The following is a 25,186-nucleotide window of genomic DNA, read 5'->3' on the forward strand; positions in this document are numbered from 1 at the left end:
ATAGGTAAACTTTTGTTAGTGGTGTTTAGTGTTATTATTCTTTCACCTTTACTTGGAGCCCTTTTTGAATCATCATCCAATAAAGACTTGGAACAAGAAAGAAGAACAGTACTAAATTAAAGTAGGCTACGCCCATTGCACTCCATGTTAGCATTAAAACAAACAAACTTTTAAAAGGATTACGAATCATATAGTCCAAAGTATAGGCATAAAGCCATTTCCCATTATATGTATCTTGTTTATCCTCATATAAACTGATTGCTAGCACTAAAAAGGTATGATAAAGGGAAAACAGCGTCAAACTGGTTACTACTAAGAAGCTACTTATAGTATGCAAAAGTCCCATATAGAGACATAAAAGACTGGCTAAACACAGATTTAACAATACAGTCCATACAAATGATAACCCTTTACCAAAAGGGATACTTTTTCTTGTTCTATCTTGTTCAGCAGGTGCATCAATTGGAGCAAGAACTACCCTTTCTTGTAAAAAAGACAGTGCACTTCTTGCTGCATCTGCAAAACCATAAATTAGACCGGAACGTATGAGTGCACCCCAATAATGTACTGATCCGACAACAAACAAATGAATCTTTTCTACAGATCGTGTCAATCTTGGGGCTTTTTTCATCTTCATTCTTCCTCTCTAAAGTTAATTGCTTATTTTACTGAACCGGCTACACCGTTATAGATATATTTTTGTAATGAAAGGAACACAATTAGAATAGGGATAATAACGATCATGACCCCAGCTAGGATAACTGGCCAATTGGTTCCATAAGGCCCTTTAAATGCAAAGAGTGCAGTGGAAATAACTTTTAATTCCCGTCCTGGCATATAAAGGAAAGGATTGTAGAAGTCATTGTAGACGCCTACTCCACTAATAATAAGCATTGTCACAATCGGGGCTTTTAAGTTCGGCAGAATGATTTTCCAGAAAATTTGGAAATAAGATGCTCCATCTAAAATAGCCGATTCGTCTAATGAAATAGGAATCTCATCTAAGTATTGCATAAAGATGTAAAGGGCGATAACATCCGTTCCCAGGTTTAAGACGATAACTGACCAAATCGTATTGAACAACCCTAATCCCTCAACAATTTGGAACGTTGCTACTTGACTCGTTATTCCCGGAATCAGCATGGCTGTCATAAACAATGTTAGGATTATTTTCTTAAAGCGGAAATCAAAACGATTCATCGCATAAGCAAACATTGACCCTAATGTTAATTTCCCAACCATACTAACAACAAAAATGAATAACGTATTCTTGAACCCTGTTAGCATTTCTCCATCGACAAATGCCGTCACATAATTGGTAAAGTCTAACGTTTTAGGCAGAGCCAACACACCTGTCGTCAAAAACTCCTCATTAGATTTAAATGAACCAATCAAAACGACTAATATTGGCAGTAAGGCCACTATGACTCCTAAAGTGAGGACTGTGTACTTGAATATACTTCCAAAAGATATTTTGATTTTATTTTTCTTTTTATAGGTTGTCTGCGTCAATTCCATATTCTACCTCTTTTCTCGTATGGCTAAACGTTGGATTACAGTAACCACAATCACGATCATTAAAAGAATGATTCCCATCGCAGAAGCCAAACCGGTTTTATTGTATTTAAAGGCTGTTGAGATCGTTTGAATGACAAATGTTGTTGTTCCGTTCGAACCGCCTGTCATAATATAAGGAATATCGAATACACTTAGTGAACCGCTGATTCCTAAAATGATATTTAAAAAGATAATATTTTTTATGCTTGGGACAATAATATAGAGGAATTTATCCCATTGGCTGGCGCCGTCGATTTCAGCTGCTTCATATATCTCAGGGTTAACCGATTGGATAGCTCCTAAAAAGATTAGAAAGTTAAAACCGGTATATCGCCAAACTGAAGTAAAAGCTAAAGAAATATTATTGATAGAGCGATCTCCCAACCAAAGACGAATTTGGTCATCTAGCCCCATGAATGACAAGACCGTATCCAATGTGCCTCCGCCTTTATAAAAATATAGAAAAATGAAACCAATCGCTACACCATTCAAAAGATATGGAAAAAACAGAACGCCTTTCCAAAAATTAGCGAACTTAACTTTGAATGACAATATCGTTGCGAATAATAGCGCAATACCTAATTGGAAAAATGTAGCGATGAAGTAGTACAAGCTCGTTTTAAAAACAGCAAAATAATTTGGATTTGTCAAAACCGTTCGATAATTGTCTGCCCCAACAAAGTTTGGATCAGGTGTAATTCCATTCCAATCGGTCAAACTGTACTGGAACATTTTAATTAACGGATAATAAGAAAATAACAGCAATAAAGCAACTGGAATGATAGTAAATAAGAAAATGAGCACCTTTTTTTCTGTATTTTGATTTAACTTTATTTTATGCACAGTATACCCCTCCATTAATAAATCGAGCGTCCCCACGAAACAGGGACGCTCCTTTAGCTCAATTAATTGTTGCCAACTGTTTCGATTGCATCAGCCCAACGTGTATTAAATTCTTTCATAATATCTTCAAATGTTTCATTTGAATTTCCTATACCAGCATCAATAATGCGTTGTTTTTCCAAGTCAGTAGAACCTACGCCCAATTCAGACATATTGTTCACGTCAGGGAATAATGATTCTTTGCCTTGAGGTGCTGGGTTTTCTTCTAGTAAGATAACACCTGCATCTTGGCTGGATTGTAAAGCTGCTGGATATTCTCCACCGATTACAGCTGATAATCCACCATTGTCTACTGCATAATCTGATTCATTAACTAACCAATCTAATAAGGTACGTGCAGCTTCTTTATGTTCACTGTTCACATTAATGGCCAAGTTATAGTCTCCACCAATACCCATATATTGTTCGCCGTCTTCAGCTATAGTTGGGAAGGTTTGGAATGTGATATTTTCTGCATTTTCAGGAACGATATCTTGGATTTGTGGTACAGCCCAGCTTCCTAAAACCATGACCCCAACTTTTCCATTTGCCAAGTCTACTTTTGATTGTTCCCAATCAGATGTTGTTGGATCTGCTTCAATCAATCCTTTATTAGCTACTTGATATAAAGTGTCATAGATCGTATACATTGTGTCGCCTTTTTCAAATGGAGCAGAATCTTGTGCTAATTTTGTTGTTACATCTGGATCACCAGAAACTCCTGTACGTGTGAAGTCCCAGTTAGATAATGTCCAACCTGCAGCATAGTTTGTGTATAACGGAGTTACATCAGGAGTTTTTTCTTTAATTGTTTCTAAAGCAGCAATAAAGTCTTCTGGCGTTTTAGGGAACTCGTTGATCCCAGCATCTTTAAATACTTGCATGTTTACGACCATGCCTGTTGCATTCATCTGTGATGGGATACCGTATTGAACGCCTTCAAATGAACGATCATTCAGTCCCATATACGTTTCGCCTAACTCTTCTTTGTCTCCTAAAGGTTCAAAGAATAATTCAAAATCTTGTGGTGCAATATCCGCCGGCAGCATCAATAGATCCCCGTATTCTTCTGTGTTCATTCGTGTCTTCATTTGACCTGCATAATCGGTAATCGTTTCGATCTCTACTTTAATATCAGGATGTTCTTCATTAAATTCTGTTATGTATTCATCCCATTTGCCATTCGTTTCCCAGTCTGTTTTATGGTTGATGAATGTAATTGTTTCAACACCATCTGCTGCATCAGTTTCCTTCGTGCTTTCTCCCCCACATGCTGCTAACCCCAAAACAGAAGCGATTGCCAAACTTGCCAAACCAGCTTTACCAAAAACGGAATTTCTTTTCATCTCTATATCCTCCTCAAAACATTTTTAAGAATCAGTAAGCGTTTACAAAACATATGTTAGCATGTTTAGTTTTAAATGTATATACTTTTGTAAGAATTTTTTTATTTTTTTTTGAAATAAGATTGAATAATTGATTCTGCAGGCTTCCCATACACTGCATAATCCTGGTCTGCGTCTGCTTGGTGAATAGGATATAACTTAGATTTCCAATCCCAAAGGCCAAATCCCTCTACCCATTCATACTTATCGGTTTGTCGAAACATCTCCTCATACCATTCTTTTTGTCCAGAACTATCCACTGACCCTTCTAACTCCCAGTTATTTGGCAACCATTTTGAACCTATACGACTGGCGCATCCTGCTTCACAGAAAAAGAAAGGCTTTTGTTCTTTTTCTATTACCTCTTCGATTCGTTTTAGTTCTTGTTCCCATTTATCAATCGGGTAATAACCAGATGAGGAAAGGACATCGACTGCATCCCACCATGTTAAATGATCCTCTTGATATTTATCGCAATTGTAGGTAATCAACCCAGTATAGGAATTTCTTACGTTTGAAATAACCTCACGCCATTCTTTTTCTCGGCGATCACTATTCACCAGCTCACATCCTACTACAAAGAGTTCACAAGCAGTTTCTTCGGCAATTTTTGCATAGTGAGTAATGAATTCTGTGTAGGCACTAAACCATTCTGACCATTTTGGTTCGCAAGGTACATCATGATCAAAAAAATTTATATGCGCGCGCCACATGCCATCTGCTATATTCACCATAGGTTTTAAAATAACTTTTAAACCTATTTCTTGTGCAAATGCGATCATTTTTCGTACTTCTTGATCACTTAATACAGTCTCTGCTTGCCAATTGATTTTTGTTGCATGTATTGTTGCTTGTTCTGCGACAACCGCAAGAATTACGTGCGTTGCTGCACAGCGTTCTTTCAATAATCGCAACGATTCAAACGCTTCTTGTGTCGCCCATTCCCCACGTTGACTCATATAACCAAACGTTACTCCTTTAATAAATTCCATAATTTCCTCCTTTTATGTATTGACTTTCCTAAACAAAAGTATATATTTATTAATGTATGCGGTACCATCATTATTAACCAATCTTTTTTGTTTGTAAAGAATAAATCATTTAATCGTTCTAAAATACAATTTTGGTACCCTAAAGGAGACTTTTATGAATGAAGTAAAGCAGCTTTTTTATAAACAAATGTGGGCATTTGCCTTACCTATTACGATTCAATTAATGATTACCTCTGGTTTAAACATTATAGACTCCGTTATGGTCGGAAGCCTAGGTGTTGAAGCAATTGCTGCAGTGGGGATCTCAAATAAATTCACTCAGTTTTTAGCCGTTATATTGCAAGGTTTTGCCAGTGGTGCGACCATTTTTTCTTCACAATATTGGGGGCAAAAAAATGTTTCAGGTGTCAAACAAATCTTAATTTTAGTGTCAAAAATTGCAACGATTTTTTCATTCATTTTTGCACTTGTAACGTTATTATTCACCCCTTTCATTCTTGGAATTTTTTCTGATGATGCCATTGTTATTGCTGAAGCGGTACCTTTCTTGCGTATCATCAGTCTTAGCTACGTATTTACTGCTTTATCTATGATTTTTAGTGTGACCCTTAAGACGATTGGAGAGGTCAAACGTCCTACCTTTTATAGCGTTATCACATTGTTAACAAACACCCTATTCAATTGGCTCCTGATCTTTGGTCCTTTTGGGTTGCCTGCTTTTGGCATTCGTGGAGCAGCTTTTGCTACATTACTAGCTCGTATTGTGCAAACACTCTTGTTGTTCTCTTTATTTGTAAAAAAAGGCATCCTAAAATCTGAAGTTGATCCATCAGAACCCGCATTACAAATCACTGGTCCTTACTGGAAAGTAACCTTTCCCTCTATCATCAATCATTTAACTTGGACCATGGGTGAGTTGGTCTTCTTTTGGCTCTACACTCGAACCGGAACAGATCAGACCGCGGCTATTTCTTTGATTGATCCACTTGTATTCTTATTTGTTTGTGTCTTTACAGGTTTGAGTGATGCTTCGAGCGTGATGATTGGCAATCAGTTAGGTGGAAAAATGTACAAAAAAGCTTTGTTTTATGCCAAACAATTCATCCGATTGACCACTATTCTTTCTATTGTTATCAGCGGAATCATTCTTCTATTTTCACCTATGATCCTGCAATTTTACAATATCACTAATCACGTAGAAGAACTCGTAAACCAAGTATTGCTGGCTTATATTGTTCTGTTGCCTTTTAAAAATTTAAATTATGTCAATAATGTTGGGATCCTGCGTGTTGGTGGAGATACGACTTTCGTTATGTGGTTAGATACTCTATCCGTTTGGTTATGGGGAATCCCAATGGCTTTCCTTGCGGTATATCTTGGATGGCCGCTTTGGAGCATCTTTTTCGTGGCTAATTCACATGAAATTATTCGTGCTATTATCGGTGTACGGCGCACCTTACGTGAGGACTGGTTAAAAACCCTTATTGCTTGATAGAAAAATTGTTTCACATAAGGAGGAAAATAATGCAGACAAAAGAAGTTTTAAAAAATCAACTTTTAGCAAAAGTGTTGCCTTTCTGGTTATCCCAGCAAGATAATACGAATGGTGGATTTTACGGCAAATTATCCATTGATTTGGAGTCCGACCCGCTTGCTCCTAAAGGTGGGGTCATGATGTCCCGATTCTTATGGACGTTTTCTCATTCTTATAATGCATTAAAAGATCAAGAGTACAAACTCGCTGCAGATCATGCTTACCATTTTATAACAGAAGCCTTATGGGATAATGAATACGGCGGCATTTATTGGCTTGTTGATGCCGAAGGTAAGCCTCTTAACCCTATCAAACATGTCTATGCCCAATCCTTTGCGATCTACGGTCTGAGCGAGTATGCGAAAATTGATCCAACTTCTGATGCACTAGAATATGCGAAAAAACTATATAACCTTATTGAAGAGAATGCTTACAATTCAAGCACTCTTGGTTATGAAGAAGAGTTTGATAAAAAATGGAAGCAAAAATCGCTATCACAAGTTGCTTCTCAAAATCCTAAAGTGAAGTATACAACAAATACACATTTGCATTTACTGGAAGCTTATACAAACCTTTACACAATATGGCCAAATGAAGCATTACTGAAAAAAATCCAACATCTGTTAACGTTGTTCATTACACACATCTTTCATCCTGCTGGTTACTGCCAACAAGAATTTGATCAAAACTGGACTTCAATCATTTCTGGAGTTTCTTATGGGCATGATATCGAAACTGCTTGGTTATTGGATGAAACTTTAGACTGCTGTAAAGTGGATGAAGATTTAGATAAAACGGTACGCAAGATGACATCTGAACTTGCTGCTTATTGCTACGAAAAGGGTTTAGATGAAAATGGTTGGATGGTCAATCATGGTGATGGTCCTCGTCTCGATAAAACGAAAGTTTGGTGGGTAGAAGCAGAAGCTGTTATTGGTTTTTACCATGCCTTTCAACAATCCGGGAACAGCAACTACCGAAATGCTGCATTAAATTTAGTTCAATTGATCCAGCAAAAATTTGTAGATCACCGTCCTGGAAGTGAATGGTATTCTCGTTTGGACGAAGACAATCAACTATTGTCGGTACTTCGTAAAAATGGAACTACAGAAGAAAACATATCAGATTCATGGAAAGGACCTTACCATACGGTTCGTTTTTATGTAGAAATGATCAAACGTCTGGAGGAAAAATAGAATGAAAATGAAAGAATTGGAAAACTATTCTGGCAGCGGCATCAAACCATCTGATTTTGATGCTTTTTGGGAAGATGGATTACTTGAAATGGAGTCTCTTCCACTTGATTACATACTAGATCCGGTAGATATCCCTTCGCAAGTTGCCAACTTTTATCATCTGACATTCAAAGGCGTTGGTGGAGCTACTATTCATTGTCAGCTCATTACGCCAAAAGAAACTGCCGGCAGAAACTTTAAAGGTCTACTTCAATTTCATGGATACCACACAGATTCAGGTGATTTCCAAGATAAAATTGGATGGGCAGCTGAAGGTTTTGTTGTCTTAGCAATGGATGCTCGCGGACAAGGCGGACTGTCTGAAGACCGTACGCAAACAAGCGGAGGTGTTATGAAAGGACTGATCATTCGCGGCATGGAAGAAGGAAAAAATAATCTTTATTTTAGACAAGTTTTCTTAGATACAGCTCATGTAGCTCGAATCTTAAAATCAATGGATTTTGTAAATGAAAATCGCATCTATGCTCAAGGAGCTTCTCAAGGCGGCGGTCTGACCATTGCTTGTGCAGGCCTTGTTCCTGACCTTTACCGTGTCTATGTCTCTTATCCTTTTCTTTCTGATTACCGAAAAGCGTATTCTCTTGGTGCTCAAACATCTGCTTTTGAAGAAATTCCATATTGGTTCCAATTCCGCGATCCGCTTCATAAACGTGAAAAGGAAATTTTCGATACATTAGAATATATTGATATCCAGCATTTTGCTCCTCGTATAAAAGCAGAAGTGTGTTGGGCTGTTGGGATGCAAGACACCATCGTCCCACCAATTACTCAAATGGCAACTTACAACAACATTCCAACTAAAAAGAACTTAATTATTTTGCCAGAATATGGTCATGAGTATTTGCCAAAAGTCAGCGATGACATGCGCAGTTATTTTATCGATTAAATAGACGAGAGTGGGACAAAAAGCGTTTAGACCCGAATCACTGGAACGAATAAGCGCAGTATGGTCATCGACCATCGAATAGAAGCACTGTAGGCTAACGCCTAAGTGTATCATGTCTGTACATAGCTGAAGCTACTACAGCCATGACAAAGTGGACGTCGGGTCTGTTTTTTGGAGCACGTTTTAGAATAAACATTCGTAGGAAGAGGCTGGGATTTTTGTCCCAGCCTCCTTCCTACTACTTCTTTAACTTTAGTTTGTTTAGAGATATTGTCTGACTAGAAACGTTATAAAACAACTTGATTTCCGCCATTTTTTTGAGCTGCCACTAATTTTTGAGCTGTTCTTTGAATCAATTCACTGATTGTTTCATCTGGATGATAAGTAGAAACTCCTGCACTAACACTTACGTGTCTAGACACTTCGAATACAGTTTCTAGAACAGTTTGTTTGATTATTTCAGCCAATATGCCAGCTTCTTCTTTTTCTGTATTTTCTAGTACGATTACAAATACAGAATCTCTATATCTTCCAGCCACGTATCTATCTTGAATAGAAGATATGATCACTTGTCCCGTTACTTTCAATACTTCCTCACTCAACATTATTCCAAAATCGTCTTCAATTTTAGCATAGTTGTCTACGCTTAAAACAATAATCGACATTGGCTGTTCTTGCTTTTTAGCTCGATTCGAGTGTTTTACCAACTCTACTATGATAGCTGATCGTGTATAAAGGGAAGTCAGTGCATCTCTCTTCATTTGAGTTGCTAAAGTCTTATTTTTCACCACTAATTGTTCTCTTTCAAGTTCCTCTTGTGTTATATCAAATACAATCCCGGTAAGAAATAACGGTCTTCCATTTTCATCTCTTTCCGTTACTTTTCCTCGGTCTTGATAAACTTTCCAAGAACCATCTTTAGCTTGGATACGGTACTTCACTTCCCACACAGGTATTTCCCCTTTTAAGTGATCCATCATCAATTGCATCACTCCATCTTTATCGTCAGGATGGACTTTGTCTGTGAAGAATTCATATGGAACTTTCTCAGGCAGATCCTCTTTCATATACCCTATTGCTTCTGCTTTTAAAGGATTGAACGTTACTTCGTTTGTAGTAAAATCCCAGAACCACTGCCCTAAGTTTCCTGTCCATCCAAATTCCAGGCGTTCTGATTTTTGAAAAGTCAGTAATAATTCTTTATTCAATCGATCTAATGATTGCACCTTTAAAAGTAGTTCTTCTTTTGTTAATTCTTCATATTCTTTATGTTCTTTCATGATATCCCTCCTTTTACACTCTTTTTGAGTTTAAAACTATGTCAAATTAAGTGTACTTTATTTTTGAGAACGGTTCAATGCTTATAAAAATATATGAAAAATTAGAGACCTTGCATTACCTGCATGATGTCTAATCGTTGCCGTATCGGAAATTATTCACTTAATTTTTGCGAAAAAAAATAGTCACCTACTTTTCATCAATAGATTAATGGCTTGCTGGATACTTTCTTCTTCAGAAGTACCTTCTTTTATATTTTCTTGGACACATTCGACTAGGTTCTCCGCTACGATTAAACTGATTGCACGATCAAGACTAGAACGAACAGCTGATAACTGTGTCACGATAGCTGTACAATCTTTTTCTTCTTCGATCATCTTCAATACCCCATGCAGCTGTCCATCTGAGCGTTTTAAACGATTTACGATTTTTGCATTGTATTCCATTATACAGTATCTCCTCTCCACGCAGAAATGCCGCCCATTACGTTTGTTACGTTGTATCCCTCTTTTGCTAATAATTGACAAGCTCTGGCAGAACGTGCTCCTGAATGACACATAACATAATAGTCTTGTTCTTTATCTAATGTTTTTTTCGCATATTCTAAATCGCTTAAAGGTACATGAATAGCACCGTCTACATGTTTTGTTTGCCATTCATCTTGTTCGCGTACATCCACTAAAGAAACTTTCTCTCTTTTCCATTTTTGTTCAAACTCTGGCATTGATATCGAATTATACATTATTTTTCCACCTTTTCTGGTCTGACTGTTGAATAAAGAGCAAATGCTCCATCCAAATTTTTAACCTTATATCCTTTTTGTTTCAAAATCCGTTCAGCAATGTAGCTGCGTAACCCACTGTGACAACTCACAATGATTGGTTGGTGTTTAGGCACTTCTGACAAACGTTCTCGTAACTGATCAAGAGGAATATTCATCGCTCCTTTTAAGCGACCATTATTAACTAGTTCATTTTCATTACGCACATCTAATAATAAATAACCTTCTTCTTGCCTTGCTTCTAATTCATGCCATTGAATCGAATCGCTTACTCCTTCAATAATGTTCAAAGCAGCATATCCAGCCATATTCACAGGATCTTTTGCTGATCCATACGGAGGAGCATAAGTGAATTCTAATTCTGGTAACTCGTGAACACTCATCCCTGCTTTGATAGCTGTTGCGATAATATCAATGCGTTTATCTACCCCATCTTCTCCAACAGCTTGTGCACCATAAATTTTCCCGTTTAAAGGATTAAACAGTAGTTTCAGTAAGATCGTACCGGCATTTGGATAATAACCTGCATGACTTTTCCCTTGGATATGGACGATTTCATACTTTTCATTTGCCTGTTTTAACTGTCTTTCATTTAATCCAGTTGAGGCTGCTGTTTGATTAAATACGCGAACAATTGCAGTACCGATACTACCTTTATTTTTTCGAGGCAACCCACTAATCACATCAGCAACTTGTCTTCCCTGACGATTAGCTGGAGAAGCTAGAGCGATCATTGTATCTTCTCCATTGATTTGTTGTTTTACTACAATAGCATCTCCGACAGCATAGATATCTTTTTGACTTGTTTCATACTGTTCGTTTACTAGTATACCACCACTCAAACCGGTTTCGATACCCGCAGTTAAGGCCAAGTTCGTTTCAGGTTTTACACCAACAGACATCAATGTGATATCACTTTCTAAGCGTTCGCCATTATCAAGCACAATCACTTTTCCTTCTTCTTCAAACGATTCAGCTGCTGCTCCTGTATGCAACTCAATGCCATTTGCATTTAATTCTTTCGTGATATAAACAGCCATTTCTTCATCTAAAGGCGGCAAAACTTGTGGTGCTTTCTCAATAATAGTAACATCCAATCCACGATGAACTAAACTTTCCGCCATTTCTAAACCAATAAACCCTGCTCCAATAATAACGGCTTTTTTAGGGTTCTCTTCTTCAATAAATGCTGTGATGGCATCTACATCTGGAACAGAACGCAACGTGAAAATATTTTTCGCTTCTTCTAGACCTTTAGCTGATGGAATAAACGGCTTAGCTCCAGGGGAAAGAATCAATTTGTCATAAGATAACTTATATTCTCCTTCTATTGTTCGAACTGCCACTTCTTTTTGTTTAGTGTCTATCGCTACTGCTTCACTATAAGGACGTATATCTAGTTCGAAACGTGCTTGTAGAGCTTCTGGTGTTTGTACCAACAAATCGTTTCTTTCTTCAATTTCTCCAGCCACATAATATGGCAGACCGCAGTTAGCAAATGAAACATATGGCCCTTTTTCCAATACAATAATTTCAGCCGACTCATTTAAGCGCCTTAATCGAGTTGCCGCAGACATTCCACCAGCTACTCCTCCTACAATAACAACTTTCATTATATTCTTCCTCCTTTTCTAGCTCCAGACCAAGACATCATTCCTCCGCGAACATTCACCACGTCGTGTCCTTGTTTCTTTAAAAAATTTACGGCTTTCTTACTTCGCATACCAGATTGACAAATGACATAGACTTTACCCTTTGGGGTATAATCTGCGATTGTACCTAATGGTATATTTTTAGCTCCAGGTATATGTCCCTTTATAAATTCCTGTGTTTCTCGTACATCAATAATTTGTGGTTTTTTCGTTACTTTCTTTTCCAATTCATCGGTTGAAATGGATGGTACTGGTTTAAAAAACATGTTTTGCCTCCTAATTTAATTTTTTTTATAATCCTTTTCACTACACTCTATTGAACCTACCCCTGCGCGTATATAAATATACCCCGTGTGGTATATTTTGTAAAGAATTTTTAATTTTAACTTTGCATTTAATTTTATGGTTTTTTTTACTATTTAACTAATTCATCCATTAAAAATTAACACAAAATAACATAAAAGTTATTTCGTGTTGTTTTTTAACCAATAAATGTTACAATGAGTTATAAATATAACGTATTTATCCCCATTAAGGAGGTTACATGATTGAATCAAACAAAAAGGCAAGAACTCATTAATGATTTGTTAAAAGTAAATGGTGAAGTCAGTTCAAAAGAACTCGCTGATGAATTAAGTGTCTCTATGATGACGATTAATCGGGACTTAAAAGAACTGACTAAATGGGAAGATGACATACAGTTAGTTCATGGAGGAGCCATTTACAGAGGTGAAAATTCTTTTGAAAATCCTATCTCTATTAAAGAAGAAGTCAGTGTCCAAGAGAAAAAAATGATTGCTAAATTTTGCAGAACATTGGTTAAACCAGGCAGTTCTGTTTTTATTGAGACAGGTACAACTACATTAGCTGTAGCAAGAGAAATTTTTACTATTAAAAATTGTCAGTTTTATACCAATTCTTTATTGGTTATGAATGCTTTGTCAAAATATGAAGATATTCAGTTACATTGTGTCCCAGGAAAATATCGTGATCTTTCAAAAGGTTTCTTAGGATTAGAGACTGCTGAATTTGTCCAACATTTTAATTTTGACGTTGCTTTTATTGGAGCTGAAGGCATCAACCTTGAATCAGGCGTTTCTCTGCCAAATGAAGAAGATGCCTTTACTAAAAAAGCGATTCTAAAACAATCTAAAAAAACGATCCTTGTTGCTGATCATAAAAAATTTGACTTGTCTTATTTGTATAAAGTTGGGAACATCACTGACTTTGACATGATCGTCACTGATTTGCCAAGTGATGAAGAGACTTTCAAGAAATTAAGTACTGTGACTACTATAAAATCTGTTAGAAACGAGGATAAGAATGATGAAAATTAACTTAACAACTGTAGACTTGCCTACTATTCACCGCAACCCAGAATCTGTTGTATTGACCGATGAGACAATGGCTGCTAGAAAAGAGCGGTTTTTAGAACAACTGCAGATCCATTCTATCGATACAGCTATTATTTATGCCGACCGCGAACACGGTGCTAACTTTGAATATTTCACAGGCTTTATTCCACGATTTGAAGAAGCTTGTTTAGTGATCCACGCGACTGGTGAAAGTCATTTATTATTGGGAAATGAAAATGTGAAAATGGCTGTGCATTCTAGGATCAAAGCAAATCCAGTTCATGTTCCTTTCTTTTCTCTACCAAATCAACCTATGACCGGTGAAAAAACACTAGACCATTACTTTAAAGAAAGCAACATTTCTCCTGATGCAAAAATTGGTGTCATTGGTTGGAAGCTCTTCACTTCAAGTCAATACAACAATAGAGATTTATTCGATCTCCCATTTTATGTCATTGATAGTTTGCTAAACTATGTTTCCAATAGAGATCAATTACAAAACTTCACATTTTCTTTAATTTCTCCAAAAGTTGGATTACGTACAACCTATAACGCAAATGAGATTGCTCACTATGAATACGGCGCTTCATTAGCAGGAATTGCAATTTTTAATGGCCTTCAAGAAATTTCAGTTGGAAAAGGTGAAAAAGAAATTGGTGCTTTGCTGGCACAAGACGGTCAGCCAAACTCGGTTACAACCATCAGTGCTGCAGGACAACGATTTACAAATGCGATTCTTTATCCGAGAGATAAAAATATCACTTTAAAAGATAATTACTCTTTAACTGTGGGTTACAAGGGCGGTTTGAGTAGCCGTGCTGGATTTGTCATCTCTTCTGAGGACCAATTACCAGAGAATCAAAAAGATTATTTAGAAAGAGTTGGAAAACCTTACTTCAACGCTTATTCGACTTGGTTAGAAACTCTTTCTATCGGCATTTCTGGAGACGAATTTTATGCGAAAATCCAAGAAGCCTTTCCTTCTGAGTTTTATGGCTGGACATTGAATCCAGGTCATTACACTGCAGATGAAGAATGGATGTCTTCTCCATTCTATGAAGGTTCAGAAGCCGTCATTCAAAGCGGACAATTGCTGCAAATCGATATGATTCCAAGTGTTCCTGGTTATACCGGTGCAAGTTGTGAAGAACCAATAGCAATTGCTGACGAAGCTTTAAGAAATGAACTAAGCCAACAATATCCTGAAGTTTGGGAACGCATTGAAGCTAGAAAAAATTACATCAAAGAGGTTATTGGAATCAAACTTTCAAATGATATTTTGCCATTAAGCGACACAGTGGCCTTTTACACTCCGTTTTTCTTAAATAAAACACTGGCTTATACAAAAGAAGGCTAATATTCCATTAGAAAGCCGTGTTTTCTTTGAATAATTGGCGTTACTTAGAATCTTTTTGCTATACTAGAATAAAAAGTGAGGTGTTTTACCATGGAAGCTGTGGAATTTGATTTTGTTGTAAAAGATAGTTTAAAGGCTCTCGCATTGTATGAAGAAATCTTTCCTGTCGTGCGTGTAGAAGTAACTGATTTTGATCCTGGCGTAAATGAAGTAGTATTTAGTATTTTTGAAACCCGTTTTCATATGCTGGATGAAAATCCTGAGTATTATCTAGTAGCTCCTAAAGAAGGTCATCCGCAATCTTTTTGGTTTAATATTGTTGTAAATGATATTGAAAAGACCTATCAATCCGCTATGGAAAATGGCTGTACTGAAATTCAAGGCATTACCAGAATGGATGACTTTGGTATTTCGAATGCCCAATTTTTAGATCCTTTTGGGTATGTATGGATGTTGCATGAGATTCATAAAGAAGTTAGTTTTGAAGAAAGAATGGATATCTTAAAAGAAGAGTTTGACTAAATATTATTATTGGCCAAAAAAGGAGAACTGCAAGTGATGCAGTTCTCCTTTTTGCATTCTATTATCCTATTATTTTGAAAATAAGAAATGCTACCGCATATATCTTTACTTAATGCGATTCTTGGTTCCTTCATTCATTTTAAAAATACCTAATCTTCCTAACGCTAGTATGCTTATAGTTTACCATACTATTTTTTTTCGGTTTCATATTAAACTGTGCTAACGTTAATCTGCATCCAGATTAAGAATTGTATAATTTCTACAATTCACCTCCAAAAAAAGATATAATCACTTGTTATTTTGGCAGAATCGCACTCTAATTGTAAAAAATAATTTAAATTATACGAGCTGTTTTTTTGATTCCCTTCACTAATAATCTCTTATCCTAGAAGGAAAATTTAATGCATATTTTTTCTATTCAATTAGTACTATTAAATAGTTGTTTTGATAATAGATAACTCGTACTATAGTGGTGTATTATACTATTTAGGAGGGATATTTTATGTGCACAGGTTTAGCTTACACGAATGACACATTCTATTTTGGAAGAAATCTCGATTTGGAATATTCTTTAAATAATAAAGTTGTCGTTACACCTAGAAACTTCCCCTTTAAACTACGCAAAGAAGAAGAGCTCTCTTCACACTATTCGATAATTGGCATGGCTATGGTAGTAGATAATTACCCTTTATACTTTGATGCAGTTAATGAAAAAGGCCTTGGAATGGGCGGATTAAACTTTGATGGTTTTGCAGTCTACCATGATGAGCAAAAAGGAAAAAAAAACATTACCCCTTTTGAATTTATCCTTTACTTATTAGGCAAATGTGCTACTGTCCAAGAAGCTAAAACGTTATTAAAAGATATTAATCTAATCAATATTTCTTTTAGCGAAAAATTACAGTTATCGCCATTGCATTGGTTAATATCAGATAAAGATAGCTCAATTGTTGTCGAATCAACTTCTGAAGGATTACAAGTATATGACAACCAATTTGGTGTATTAACCAATAATCCCTCTTTTCCATATCATAAATACAATATGAGCAATTACTTGAATCTTACAGCCAATATCCCAGAAAATCGTTTAAGTTCTAAGGTTGATTTAGCTGTTTACAGTCGAGGAATGGGGGCTATTGGTCTTCCTGGTGATCTTTCTTCTCCATCAAGATTTGTTCGTGCAGCATATGCTCGTTTAAATTCTGTGGCAGATAAAACAGAACAGGCGAACGTTTCTCAATTTTTCCACATTTTAGATTTTGTAGCACAACCAAGAGGTGGCGCTATGGCACCAGAAGGAATTTATGAAATCACTCAATATTCTTCTTGTGTAAGCGTTGAAGAACAGACTTATTATTATAAAACTTATGAAAATAGTCAAATATGTGCTGTATCTATGCAAAATCTTCCTTTAGATAGCACTGACTTATTTGTTTATGAATTAGAAAAAGAACAGGCGATCCATTACACTAACTAAAATTTCACTTAAAATAAAAGCATCAAAGGAACTGGAATAATTCACAGTTTCTTTGATGCTTTTTATTACTAAGCTTCTAATCGCAACACTTTTTTTGTTAGCATTAAAACTACTAATACACCTATAAAAAAGAGAATACTAGAAATTGCTAAAATCACTTCAACTCCACCTACCATAACTAAATTGCTTAGTATGCTACACAGAACTACAGCTGAAACAATGGCTAAAGCCAATGAATTTCTCCACCAGCCAATTGCTAGAGCGATCAGGCTGATGCTAACAACTAACATAATAGAAACAATCATGAGTGGCAACTGATTTATAATAATGGTAAAAGATAACGTATCATTTACTAAAGAAAAAACAGATTCTGACACAAAGAATAAGCTATTGGTTAATAATACTCCAATAAAAACTCCGACTCCACAAAACAATTCACAGAAAATGATCTTTGCCCAGAAGACTTTCTTTCTAGAAACAGGATAACTTAGCGTTAAAGGAATATAATTGTCGTTATAAGATTCCATGATGACTTTTCCTAACATAGCTGTATTCATACATGCAAATCCAGTTACATTTATAATGAAAGAAATAACATACAAAAATGCATATGTTCCCATTTCTGGATCAGTTGCTAAAATATTTGGATCAATTTGAGGCACATAGGCTAATAGATCGATCAAAGCTAAAGCGGCTAAAGGAATTAGGACGCTTGTAAACAGATAAGGGGTTAATGCAATTTTTTTCATTTCCAATCCGATAAGTTTCATTTTAATATTCCCCTTCCATTTTGCTGATTAAGAAGTCTTCTAATCCATCTTGGTGTGTTGCAACCAAGTCAAGCTTTCGCTCATCTAAAACAAGTTCTCCATCAAAAATCACACCAATTCGAGTAGCGACAGATTCCACTTCTGTTAAGATGTGGCTCGACATGATAATCGTTTTGCCTAACAAAGAAAGTTCTTCAATCAGTTCACGAAATTGTTTGATGCCTCTAGGGTCGAGGCCGTTTAGTGGTTCATCTATGATTATCAACTCAGGATCATGAACGAGACACCTTGCCAAAACAAGTCTTTGGCGCATACCTAATGAGTATTCTTTGACAGGTCGATCATTATCTACTGCCAATCCGACAACTTTAAGCCACTCGGGGATGCGTTTTTTAGAAGATCCCATATAGTCACAGTGAATTTTTAAATTTTCCATGGCACTTAAATGTTCATAAAAGACCGGCTCATTAATGTTCGATCCTATTTTAATTTTTACTTTTTCTAGATCCTTGTCTTCATTTAAAATAGTGATAGATCCATTTGATGCTCTTGATAATCCTGTTAAAATTTTAAATAGTGTTGATTTTCCAGCACCATTTCTTCCAAGCAACACATAGACTTCTCCTTTTTGAATGGTCAAACTAAAATTCTTCAAAACCTCTTTTTTTCCATAATTCTTTTCCAAATGATGAACAGCAACAATAGTTGTCATTTTTATCTTCCTTTCGTACTCCAATATAGTATATTCAAAAGATAGATACCACTGGTATGTATCTTTATAAAAAAAATAGCTTTTTTAATCGCTATTTTTTTTTAAAACAGTAAACAATGTAAAAGCATCTTGAACAATTTCATCTGTTAATAAAGGAACACCTAATCCATTAAACATTTGTTGAATGAACAAAATTTTCCGGCGCAATTCCTCTTCTGACAAAAGACTCAGTTGAATTCCGATCCATAAATTAATCGTTAGCATAAGCAATTCCGTAATCTCTTCTGGATACTCTGTTTGAATTGACCCATCCATGACTCCTTCATCAACGATTTTTTTCATTTCTGGAACCAGTTCTTGGAAGACTTGTAAATATTGTTCTCCTAATATTCTAGGACTCCTCAAAGCAACAGCAACAGCATAACCGATTGATTGTCTTCGATAAGATTTAAAAGAATCCTTTAAAACATTTTGTAATTTTTCTAATCCATTTCTTCCCCTGAGTTGTTCAAGAATAGGTTGTTCATCAGCTTCATCCATTATCGTTTCTAAAATAGCAAATTTTGATTTAAAGTGGTGATAAATGACCCCTTTTGTCATATTTCCTAATCCATCAACGATATCTTGAATAGAAGTTCCATCATAACCCTTTTCTAAAAATAACTTTTCCGCCACATCCAATATTTTCTTTCTTGTTTCTTCAGGGTATTTATTTCTTGCCAACTATTTCACCTCACATAAATACCAGCGGTATGTATCTTGTATAATACATACCGCTGGTATTTATGTCAAATGTTTTAGATTGTTAATTTACCATTTCTTACTTTTTAAGATATAAAAAGAATTGCAACAAGAAGAAAACAATGATTTAATCGAAATAACCTTGTAAAAGACCATCAAACGCTATAGTATGGACTTTAAGACACGAAATAGAAAGAGGCAACAACATTATGACTATTACCCAAACAGAACCATCTAATATTGAGGAATTAAAAACTAAAGCAAATACAAAAGACAATTGGAAAATCAGACTCGAAGCCGTTACTGAATTAGCAAACTATGACTGTCAAAAATCAAGATATATCTTAACAAAACTTGCATCAAATGACCGTGTTTTCGCAGTAAAAGAAGCTGCTTTCAACGCTGCACAAGCGATGGGAATCACAAAAAAAGGCTTGCCTTTAGAATTAAAACGAAAAGATATTAGATACAGCAGCAAAGACTTTGCTAAAGTTTTTAATCGCGTTAAACGTGATACACAAATGGCAGAATTTGATTTGGCTGTTTTCAAAAAACAATTCCAAATCGTCAGCCCTGAAATGTATGATGTTATGCAATACGAAGAACAAGAAAATTTCGATTTATGGATCACGTCTTCTTATGCAAATTTACGTTAGATCTTGTTGGTTAATAACAAAAAGATCTAATTGAACTCAGTAAAAAGTCATCTGCCTATGTTTAATGGCAGATGACTTTTTTTATTTTCAACATTAACCGATCCAACCTGCTATCAAAACCATTACAATGAACCTATTCAAAATACCTTTGATGAGACTGCAAATATAGATAAAAGAACTTATTACGAAAATGGTCTTGAATAGAATTTATATTGCATTACCATCTCATTATTTCATAAGAATTTGTAACCAGTTGTCATTAGTGAGATAATAAGGTACTATGTCCGGCTTTCTCGCACATAATAATCATTATAATTATAGGAGGTTAGGAAATATGATACACGAACCACTTAAAACTATTGGATTTGTCAACAGTCACAAAGTTGGTGAAAAACGAATTGCTTTACTTCCTAGAGACATTATAGGGATACAACATCGAGAAGCTTTATTTTTTGAAGAAGGTTATGGAAGCGATTTAAACATTTCTGATACTGAATATGCTGCTTTAGGTTGTCAGGTTGTTCCTAGAGACGTTGCTTTAGAGCAAGATATCATTTGTGATCCTAAAATTGGAGACTCTACTTTTATCAAAAACCTTCATACAGGACAAACTTTATTTGGATGGGTTCATGCTGTCCAAAGCAAAGAAACCACTGATACACTGATTGCAAATCAACTTTCTGCTTATGCTTGGGAAGATATGTATGAAGACAATCGACATTCTTATTGGCGCAATAATGAATTAGCTGGAGAAGCTGCTGTCATGCATGCTTATCAACTAAACGGAGTTATGCCTTATGATACAAAAGTTGCTATTTTAGGACGCGGCAACACAGCACGCGGTGCCCAACGTATTTTAATCGGATTAGGTGCAGAAGTTAGAGTCTATAACCGCAATCAAGAGAAACTATTCCAAAAAGAAATGACTGAATTTGATGTGATCGTCAATGCGATCTTATGGGATACTTCCCGTACCGATCACCTGATCTACCAAACAGATTTAAAACGGTTTAAACCCGGTACACTGCTGATTGACGTTAGTTGTGATGAAAATGGTGCCATCGAAACGACTATTCCTACTACTTTAGAAGATCCAACCTATGAAATCAACGGCGTTATCCATTACGCAGTCGATCATACACCAACTATTTTTTACCGTTCGACTTCAAGTGCCATTTCTAGAGAAACCGTTAAATATATTGATGACTTAGTTGAAAGTCGCCCCAACGCTATTTTAGAAAACGCTTTAATTTTTGAGCACGGACAAGTTATAGATGAACGAATCAATCAATTTCAGCATAGGTCTACAGATGATTCGTCAATAGAAACTAACGAATCAGATCGGACTTCAATGACTTAAGCAACAAAAAGACTTTCATAAAGATTTTACCTTCTAAAACTTGAAAATTTTAAGATAAGCGATGAGTAAACTGAATTTATTTTCACTTACTCATCGTTTTATTTCTTTTAGAGATAATTCCCCAAAATCTATTCGTTTGACATACTTGCTGTAACTTTTTCATCGACACGCAGGAACGGTAAGTATATAAATACACTTGCTGCAATAATCAATACTTGTAATAGTGCTGCCCGCCAATCCCCACCAGTTGCTAAGAATCCAGAAATTACTGGTGGTGTAGTCCATGGAATTTGAACAACAACATGATTGATCCATCCGGCTGCTGTAGCAAAATAAGCAATAGTTAATGAGAAAATAGGAGCTAGTACAAATGGAATAATTAAACTGATATTAAAAACAATTGGAAGTCCAAAGATAATTGGCTCACTAATATTAAAAATTGCAGGCGCAACAGATAGTTTGGCAAAATCTTTATAGTCTTTACGACGGCTAAATATAAAGATTGCAATTAATAATGCAATAGTATTTCCTGACCCGCCCATAACGGCAAAAGTATCTTTGAACGCCATATTGATGATATGTGGAATTTCTTCTTTATTTGCATATGCAGCCATATTTTCTTGCATATTTTGAATCAAGAACGGATCAAGAAGAGGACCTGAGATAACTGCTTGATGAATACCAAAGCCAAAGAATAAATTTGCCACAGAAGTGATTAACAGGAACCCTGGTAATCCTGTAGTGATTTTACTCAATGGACCCGTGATAATCGTTGTAATTAAAGCATTTACATCCATATTAAATAACTGATTGATTGCAAAAGAAATAATTGCAAATGAGGTAACGGTTATAATAATTGGAATTAAAACATTAAACGACTTTAAAACTGCCGGAGGAATATTCCCTGATAGCTTAATTTGTAATTTTTCGTTATTTGATAATTTAATAAATAATTCCGTTGCTAATAATCCAACAAAAATTCCAACAAACATCCCTGAAGCTCCTGTATGAGAAACTGGAATAATACCTGTAACTTCGATAGCTTCACTTGCATTTTCTGGTGTAAACATGGTTGCCATCGGAGTTAATACAACGAATGTTGAAATTGATACAAGTACAGCTGCAATATGATTGCTATAGTCTCTACTAACACACATATGATAAGAAACTGCTGCAACGATTAATAACGTAGTAATACTTAATGTCCCATTTGCAATTGATTCACCAATTTGCTGGATAGTAGTCAGTGTATCTGGATCAACTATTTTACCCATAAATCCTGTAGGTTCTAAAATAACATAATTAATTAATGTCACAAACCCAGCTAACATCATGAATGGCATGAAAGTTGCGAATGCATCTCGCAAAGTACGTAAATGAATTTGATTACCAAGTTTTGTTGCAATTAATCCAAACTTCTCAAATATAATGTCCCTTCTTGTCTTATCCATAAAAACCCTCCTCTTTATTTTTTGTAAGCGATAACTATTCTTTACGTTTCAATACTACAACATCTTTATTTAAAAGTAAACATCTTTTTTAAAAGTTATATACTTTTTAAAAAGACAAAAAAAACAACCTTAAAGGGTTGTTTTAAATTTTATTAATTTTCAACAAATATTGCTTCAAAGACAAAGTCTTTATATATATGTCTGGACAATGAATATTCAAATGGAACACCAGTTGAAAGTGAGACTACTTTATCTACTTCAATCATAAAATCTCCTTTTTCAATGTCTAATATACGAATATCAAATTCTGACGCTAAATCACCTTTTATCCATATATGTGAGTCTTTAATTTCTAAATTAAGTTCCTGAGTGATATAAGAATAAACTGATTTTTTTAAATGCTGGGGCTCAAGACCCGGAATAATGGATAATGGCATAAACGTCTGCTCGATTGAATATGGTTGATGGTCTATAAAACGACTTCTAATAATATTATAAACATAATCTTTCAAGCTGATTTTCAGCATATCTGCTACCTTTTCAGAAGGAAGCTCAATTGAAAAATTATGGATCTCAGATTCAACATGTTCTTCTCCTACCACACTGAACAGCCCTTCATTCGGTCCAAAAACCTTAGAATTATCAATTGGCGTTCTTAAAACTTCAGTTCCGAACCCGCTCCTACTTCTTAAAACCCCTTCAGCAACTAGCAAATCAAGGCCTTTCTTAACGGTAAGTTTACTTGTTTTGTATTCTTCTGCAAGTTCTCCTCCTGATGGAAGTTTCTCTCCAATAGTATAATAACCATTCATAATTTTTTCTTTCATGTCTAAATATACTTCCATATATTTGGGAATTTTTTTCAACATGTATCACCTAGCCTCTTAATAAGTATAGTACCTTCTATACTTTATCATAAAACTAGTATTAATTTCCACATAAAAAATATAGCTTTCATTTAAAAATATATATTTTTAAAAATAAGTATTTATTTTTAAATCCAGTAATGTTATTATGGCTTTGTTATACAAGGAGGAATATGAATGAATAAACAAAAATTATCTTTCCCACAAGACTTTTGGTGGGGTTCTGCATGGTCGGCTGAACAAGCTGAGGGAAGAGGAGAAACTGGAAAAGCTGAAACTGTTTGGGAAAGGTGGTACAAAGAACAACCGTATCGCTTTTACCAAAGAATAAGTTCAGAAATAACTACTGATCACATTCATCACTATAAAGAAGATGTACAGTTAATGAAACAAACTGGACATAATTCATTTCGTGTTTCAATTTCTTGGGCAAGAATGTTTCCAAATGATGGTATTGGTGAAGTAAATCCTAACGCAATTGCTTTTTATAAAGATTTATTTAAAGAAATGAATGAAAATGGTATCAAGGTCTTTGCAAATCTTTATCATTTTGATATGCCAGCTAAATTACAAGATATGGGCGGCTGGGAATCCCGTAAAGTCATTGATGCATACGTAAATTTTGCTGATATGTGTTTTAAAGAATTTGGTGACTTAGTTTACCACTGGTTCACCTTTAATGAACCACTTGGGCCTATCTTAGGTTCATATCTAGAAGATTTTCATTATCCAAATATTGTTGATTTTAAACGAGGTGCCCAAGCAGCTTTCTTTACAATCTTAGCTCATGCTAAAGCTATTCAAGCCTTCAAAAAATATAATTTATCTAGCAAAATAGGAGTCATTCTAAACTTAAGTCCAACGTTCCCAAGAAGCCAAAACCCCGCTGACGTCAATGCCGCTGAAATTGCTGACCTATTTTATACAAGAAGTTTTCTTGATCCAATGGTCAAAGGAACTTTCCCTAATAAATTAGTAAATTTATTAAAAGAATATGATCAAATGCCTGTCGACTTTACTGAATCAGATTTAGCATGTATTGCTGAAAATACTTCACAAATACTAGGATTAAATTATTATGAACCTCGTCGAGTAAAAGCTCGTTTAACAGCGATTAACCAAGATGGCCCATTTTTACCAGAATGGTTCTTTGAAAATCACGTTATGCCTGGGCGTCGGATGAATGAATACAGAGGTTGGGAGATTTATGAAAAAGGTGTTTATGATTTATGCATGGATATTAAAAATAATTATGGGAATATTGAAGCATTCATTTCTGAAAACGGTATGGGAGTTGCAAATGAAGAACGTTTCATGGATGAAAGTGGTCAAGTAATTGATTCATACCGTATTGAATTCATTAAGGATCACTTGGCATATTTATGGAAAGCAATTAATAATGGATGTAATATTAAAGGTTATCATTTATGGGCCTTTATCGATTGCTGGTCATGGATTAATTCTTACAAAAACCGCTACGGATTAGTCTCTTTAGATTTACCAACTCAAAAACGAACAATTAAGAAAAGTGGAGAATTTTACAAACAATTAAGTGATGAGAACGGTTTTGAATACGACAAAGATTTATTAGTTTAATATATGCTGAAGAATCCATTCAGCAAAAAAAGATAGGACAAAACTTTTGAATGGTTTTGTTCTATCTTTTATTTTATAACTATACGCATCATTACTGGACAATGACAGAGGACCAAAGTT

The 25,186-nt window shown here is 35.3% G+C and carries 25 protein-coding genes; 10 read left to right on the plus strand and 15 right to left on the minus strand.

Translation table 11 applies throughout. The annotated features are described in order from the left end of the window. Window positions 1-34: 34 nt before the first annotated feature. The 5 genes from BR65_RS07960 to BR65_RS07980 form a co-directional block, all read right to left on the minus strand. Entirely contained in the window at window positions 35-631 is a 597-nt protein-coding gene (locus BR65_RS07960; RefSeq protein WP_023179327.1) for a hypothetical protein, read from the minus strand. A gap of 29 nt (window positions 632-660) precedes the next feature. Further along, window positions 661-1,518, minus strand: a complete 858-nt coding sequence (locus BR65_RS07965) for a carbohydrate ABC transporter permease (protein WP_023179328.1) — start codon at window positions 1,516-1,518, stop codon at window positions 661-663. 3 nt (window positions 1,519-1,521) lie between these two features. Continuing rightward, window positions 1,522-2,415 (minus strand): carbohydrate ABC transporter permease, encoded by an 894-nt coding sequence (locus BR65_RS07970; protein ID WP_425304619.1) that lies wholly within the window; start codon window positions 2,413-2,415, stop codon window positions 1,522-1,524. 47 nt (window positions 2,416-2,462) lie between these two features. Then, window positions 2,463-3,785 (minus strand): ABC transporter substrate-binding protein, encoded by a 1,323-nt coding sequence (locus BR65_RS07975; protein ID WP_034537750.1) that lies wholly within the window; start codon window positions 3,783-3,785, stop codon window positions 2,463-2,465. A gap of 101 nt (window positions 3,786-3,886) precedes the next feature. Then, window positions 3,887-4,816: a glycoside hydrolase family 113 gene (locus BR65_RS07980; protein WP_023179330.1), complete on the minus strand. Its 930-nt coding sequence runs from the start codon at window positions 4,814-4,816 to the stop codon at window positions 3,887-3,889. A gap of 154 nt (window positions 4,817-4,970) precedes the next feature. Here BR65_RS07980 and BR65_RS07985 point away from each other — a divergent pair, with 154 nt between their 5' ends. From BR65_RS07985 to BR65_RS07995, 3 genes are read left to right on the plus strand one after another with little or no spacing between them, the layout of a single operon-like run. Continuing rightward, complete coding sequence (locus tag BR65_RS07985; protein ID WP_034537752.1) at window positions 4,971-6,308, plus strand: MATE family efflux transporter; 1,338 nt, start codon at window positions 4,971-4,973, stop codon at window positions 6,306-6,308. A 32-nt stretch (window positions 6,309-6,340) separates the two neighbouring features. Next, window positions 6,341-7,546 (plus strand): AGE family epimerase/isomerase, encoded by a 1,206-nt coding sequence (locus tag BR65_RS07990; protein WP_034537754.1) that lies wholly within the window; start codon window positions 6,341-6,343, stop codon window positions 7,544-7,546. 1 nt (window position 7,547) lies between these two features. Then, window positions 7,548-8,492: an acetylxylan esterase gene (locus tag BR65_RS07995; protein ID WP_081901368.1), complete on the plus strand. Its 945-nt coding sequence runs from the start codon at window positions 7,548-7,550 to the stop codon at window positions 8,490-8,492. A gap of 287 nt (window positions 8,493-8,779) precedes the next feature. Here BR65_RS07995 and BR65_RS08000 read toward each other — a convergent pair whose 3' ends face one another. The 5 genes from BR65_RS08000 to BR65_RS08020 form a co-directional block, all read right to left on the minus strand. Beyond that, the gene (locus BR65_RS08000) at window positions 8,780-9,772 is read right to left on the minus strand and encodes a sensor domain-containing diguanylate cyclase (protein WP_034537755.1); all 993 of its coding nucleotides are present in this window, start codon (window positions 9,770-9,772) and stop codon (window positions 8,780-8,782) included. A gap of 183 nt (window positions 9,773-9,955) precedes the next feature. Continuing rightward, window positions 9,956-10,216 carry a metal-sensitive transcriptional regulator gene (locus BR65_RS08005; RefSeq protein ID WP_023179336.1) on the minus strand — a complete coding sequence of 87 codons (261 nt, stop codon included), beginning with the start codon at window positions 10,214-10,216 and terminating at the stop codon, window positions 9,956-9,958. Next, window positions 10,216-10,512, minus strand: coding sequence for a rhodanese-like domain-containing protein (locus BR65_RS08010; protein ID WP_023179338.1), 297 nt, complete (start codon window positions 10,510-10,512; stop codon window positions 10,216-10,218). Before BR65_RS08010 ends, BR65_RS08005 begins: the two co-directional genes overlap by 1 nt. Next, on the minus strand, window positions 10,512-12,164 hold the full coding sequence (locus BR65_RS08015; protein WP_034537756.1) for an FAD-dependent oxidoreductase: 1,653 nt from the start codon (window positions 12,162-12,164) through the stop codon (window positions 10,512-10,514). The genes BR65_RS08010 and BR65_RS08015 overlap by 1 nt, the downstream gene beginning before the upstream one ends. Then, complete coding sequence (locus BR65_RS08020; RefSeq protein ID WP_023179341.1) at window positions 12,164-12,469, minus strand: rhodanese-like domain-containing protein; 306 nt, start codon at window positions 12,467-12,469, stop codon at window positions 12,164-12,166. Before BR65_RS08020 ends, BR65_RS08015 begins: the two co-directional genes overlap by 1 nt. A gap of 282 nt (window positions 12,470-12,751) precedes the next feature. Between BR65_RS08020 and BR65_RS08025 the strand changes: the two genes are divergently transcribed. The 4 genes from BR65_RS08025 (at window position 12,752) to bsh (ending at window position 16,914) form a co-directional block, all read left to right on the plus strand. Continuing rightward, complete coding sequence (locus BR65_RS08025; RefSeq protein ID WP_023179343.1) at window positions 12,752-13,540, plus strand: DeoR/GlpR family DNA-binding transcription regulator; 789 nt, start codon at window positions 12,752-12,754, stop codon at window positions 13,538-13,540. Then, a complete protein-coding gene (locus BR65_RS08030; RefSeq protein WP_034538706.1) occupies window positions 13,530-14,915 on the plus strand; it encodes a M24 family metallopeptidase in 1,386 nt (461 codons plus the stop codon). Before BR65_RS08025 ends, BR65_RS08030 begins: the two co-directional genes overlap by 11 nt. A gap of 90 nt (window positions 14,916-15,005) precedes the next feature. Next, window positions 15,006-15,437, plus strand: coding sequence for a VOC family protein (locus BR65_RS08035; protein WP_023179346.1), 432 nt, complete (start codon window positions 15,006-15,008; stop codon window positions 15,435-15,437). A gap of 502 nt (window positions 15,438-15,939) precedes the next feature. Next, on the plus strand, window positions 15,940-16,914 hold the full coding sequence (gene bsh / locus BR65_RS08040) for a choloylglycine hydrolase (protein WP_034537757.1): 975 nt from the start codon (window positions 15,940-15,942) through the stop codon (window positions 16,912-16,914). 68 nt (window positions 16,915-16,982) lie between these two features. Here the strand turns inward: bsh and BR65_RS08045 are convergent, their stop codons facing one another. From BR65_RS08045 to BR65_RS08055, 3 genes are all read right to left on the minus strand, one after another. Beyond that, a complete protein-coding gene (locus BR65_RS08045; protein ID WP_034537758.1) occupies window positions 16,983-17,684 on the minus strand; it encodes a hypothetical protein in 702 nt (233 codons plus the stop codon). A 1-nt stretch (window position 17,685) separates the two neighbouring features. After that, complete coding sequence (locus tag BR65_RS08050; protein WP_034537760.1) at window positions 17,686-18,396, minus strand: ABC transporter ATP-binding protein; 711 nt, start codon at window positions 18,394-18,396, stop codon at window positions 17,686-17,688. An 84-nt stretch (window positions 18,397-18,480) separates the two neighbouring features. Next, the gene (locus BR65_RS08055; protein WP_034537762.1) at window positions 18,481-19,119 is read right to left on the minus strand and encodes a TetR/AcrR family transcriptional regulator; all 639 of its coding nucleotides are present in this window, start codon (window positions 19,117-19,119) and stop codon (window positions 18,481-18,483) included. 227 nt (window positions 19,120-19,346) lie between these two features. Here BR65_RS08055 and BR65_RS08060 point away from each other — a divergent pair, with 227 nt between their 5' ends. Beyond that, complete coding sequence (locus BR65_RS08060; protein ID WP_034537763.1) at window positions 19,347-19,793, plus strand: HEAT repeat domain-containing protein; 447 nt, start codon at window positions 19,347-19,349, stop codon at window positions 19,791-19,793. A 334-nt stretch (window positions 19,794-20,127) separates the two neighbouring features. Next, complete coding sequence (locus BR65_RS08065; RefSeq protein WP_023179355.1) at window positions 20,128-21,153, plus strand: N(5)-(carboxyethyl)ornithine synthase; 1,026 nt, start codon at window positions 20,128-20,130, stop codon at window positions 21,151-21,153. A gap of 128 nt (window positions 21,154-21,281) precedes the next feature. On the opposite strand, the gene BR65_RS08070 is transcribed toward BR65_RS08065, so the two are convergent. Together BR65_RS08070 and BR65_RS08075 are read right to left on the minus strand one after the other, a co-directional pair. Beyond that, the gene (locus tag BR65_RS08070) at window positions 21,282-22,604 is read right to left on the minus strand and encodes a PTS sugar transporter subunit IIC (RefSeq protein ID WP_034537765.1); all 1,323 of its coding nucleotides are present in this window, start codon (window positions 22,602-22,604) and stop codon (window positions 21,282-21,284) included. A gap of 152 nt (window positions 22,605-22,756) precedes the next feature. Then, window positions 22,757-23,470, minus strand: coding sequence for a GntR family transcriptional regulator (locus BR65_RS08075; protein WP_034538708.1), 714 nt, complete (start codon window positions 23,468-23,470; stop codon window positions 22,757-22,759). Window positions 23,471-23,647: 177 nt separating this feature from the next. Between BR65_RS08075 and BR65_RS08080 the strand changes: the two genes are divergently transcribed. After that, window positions 23,648-25,066, plus strand: a complete 1,419-nt coding sequence (locus BR65_RS08080; protein ID WP_034537767.1) for a glycoside hydrolase family 1 protein — start codon at window positions 23,648-23,650, stop codon at window positions 25,064-25,066. The last annotated feature ends 120 nt before the right edge of the window (window positions 25,067-25,186 follow it).

This window comes from Carnobacterium inhibens subsp. inhibens DSM 13024 (genome assembly GCF_000746825.1).
Taxonomy (GTDB): domain Bacteria; phylum Bacillota; class Bacilli; order Lactobacillales; family Carnobacteriaceae; genus Carnobacterium_B; species Carnobacterium_B inhibens.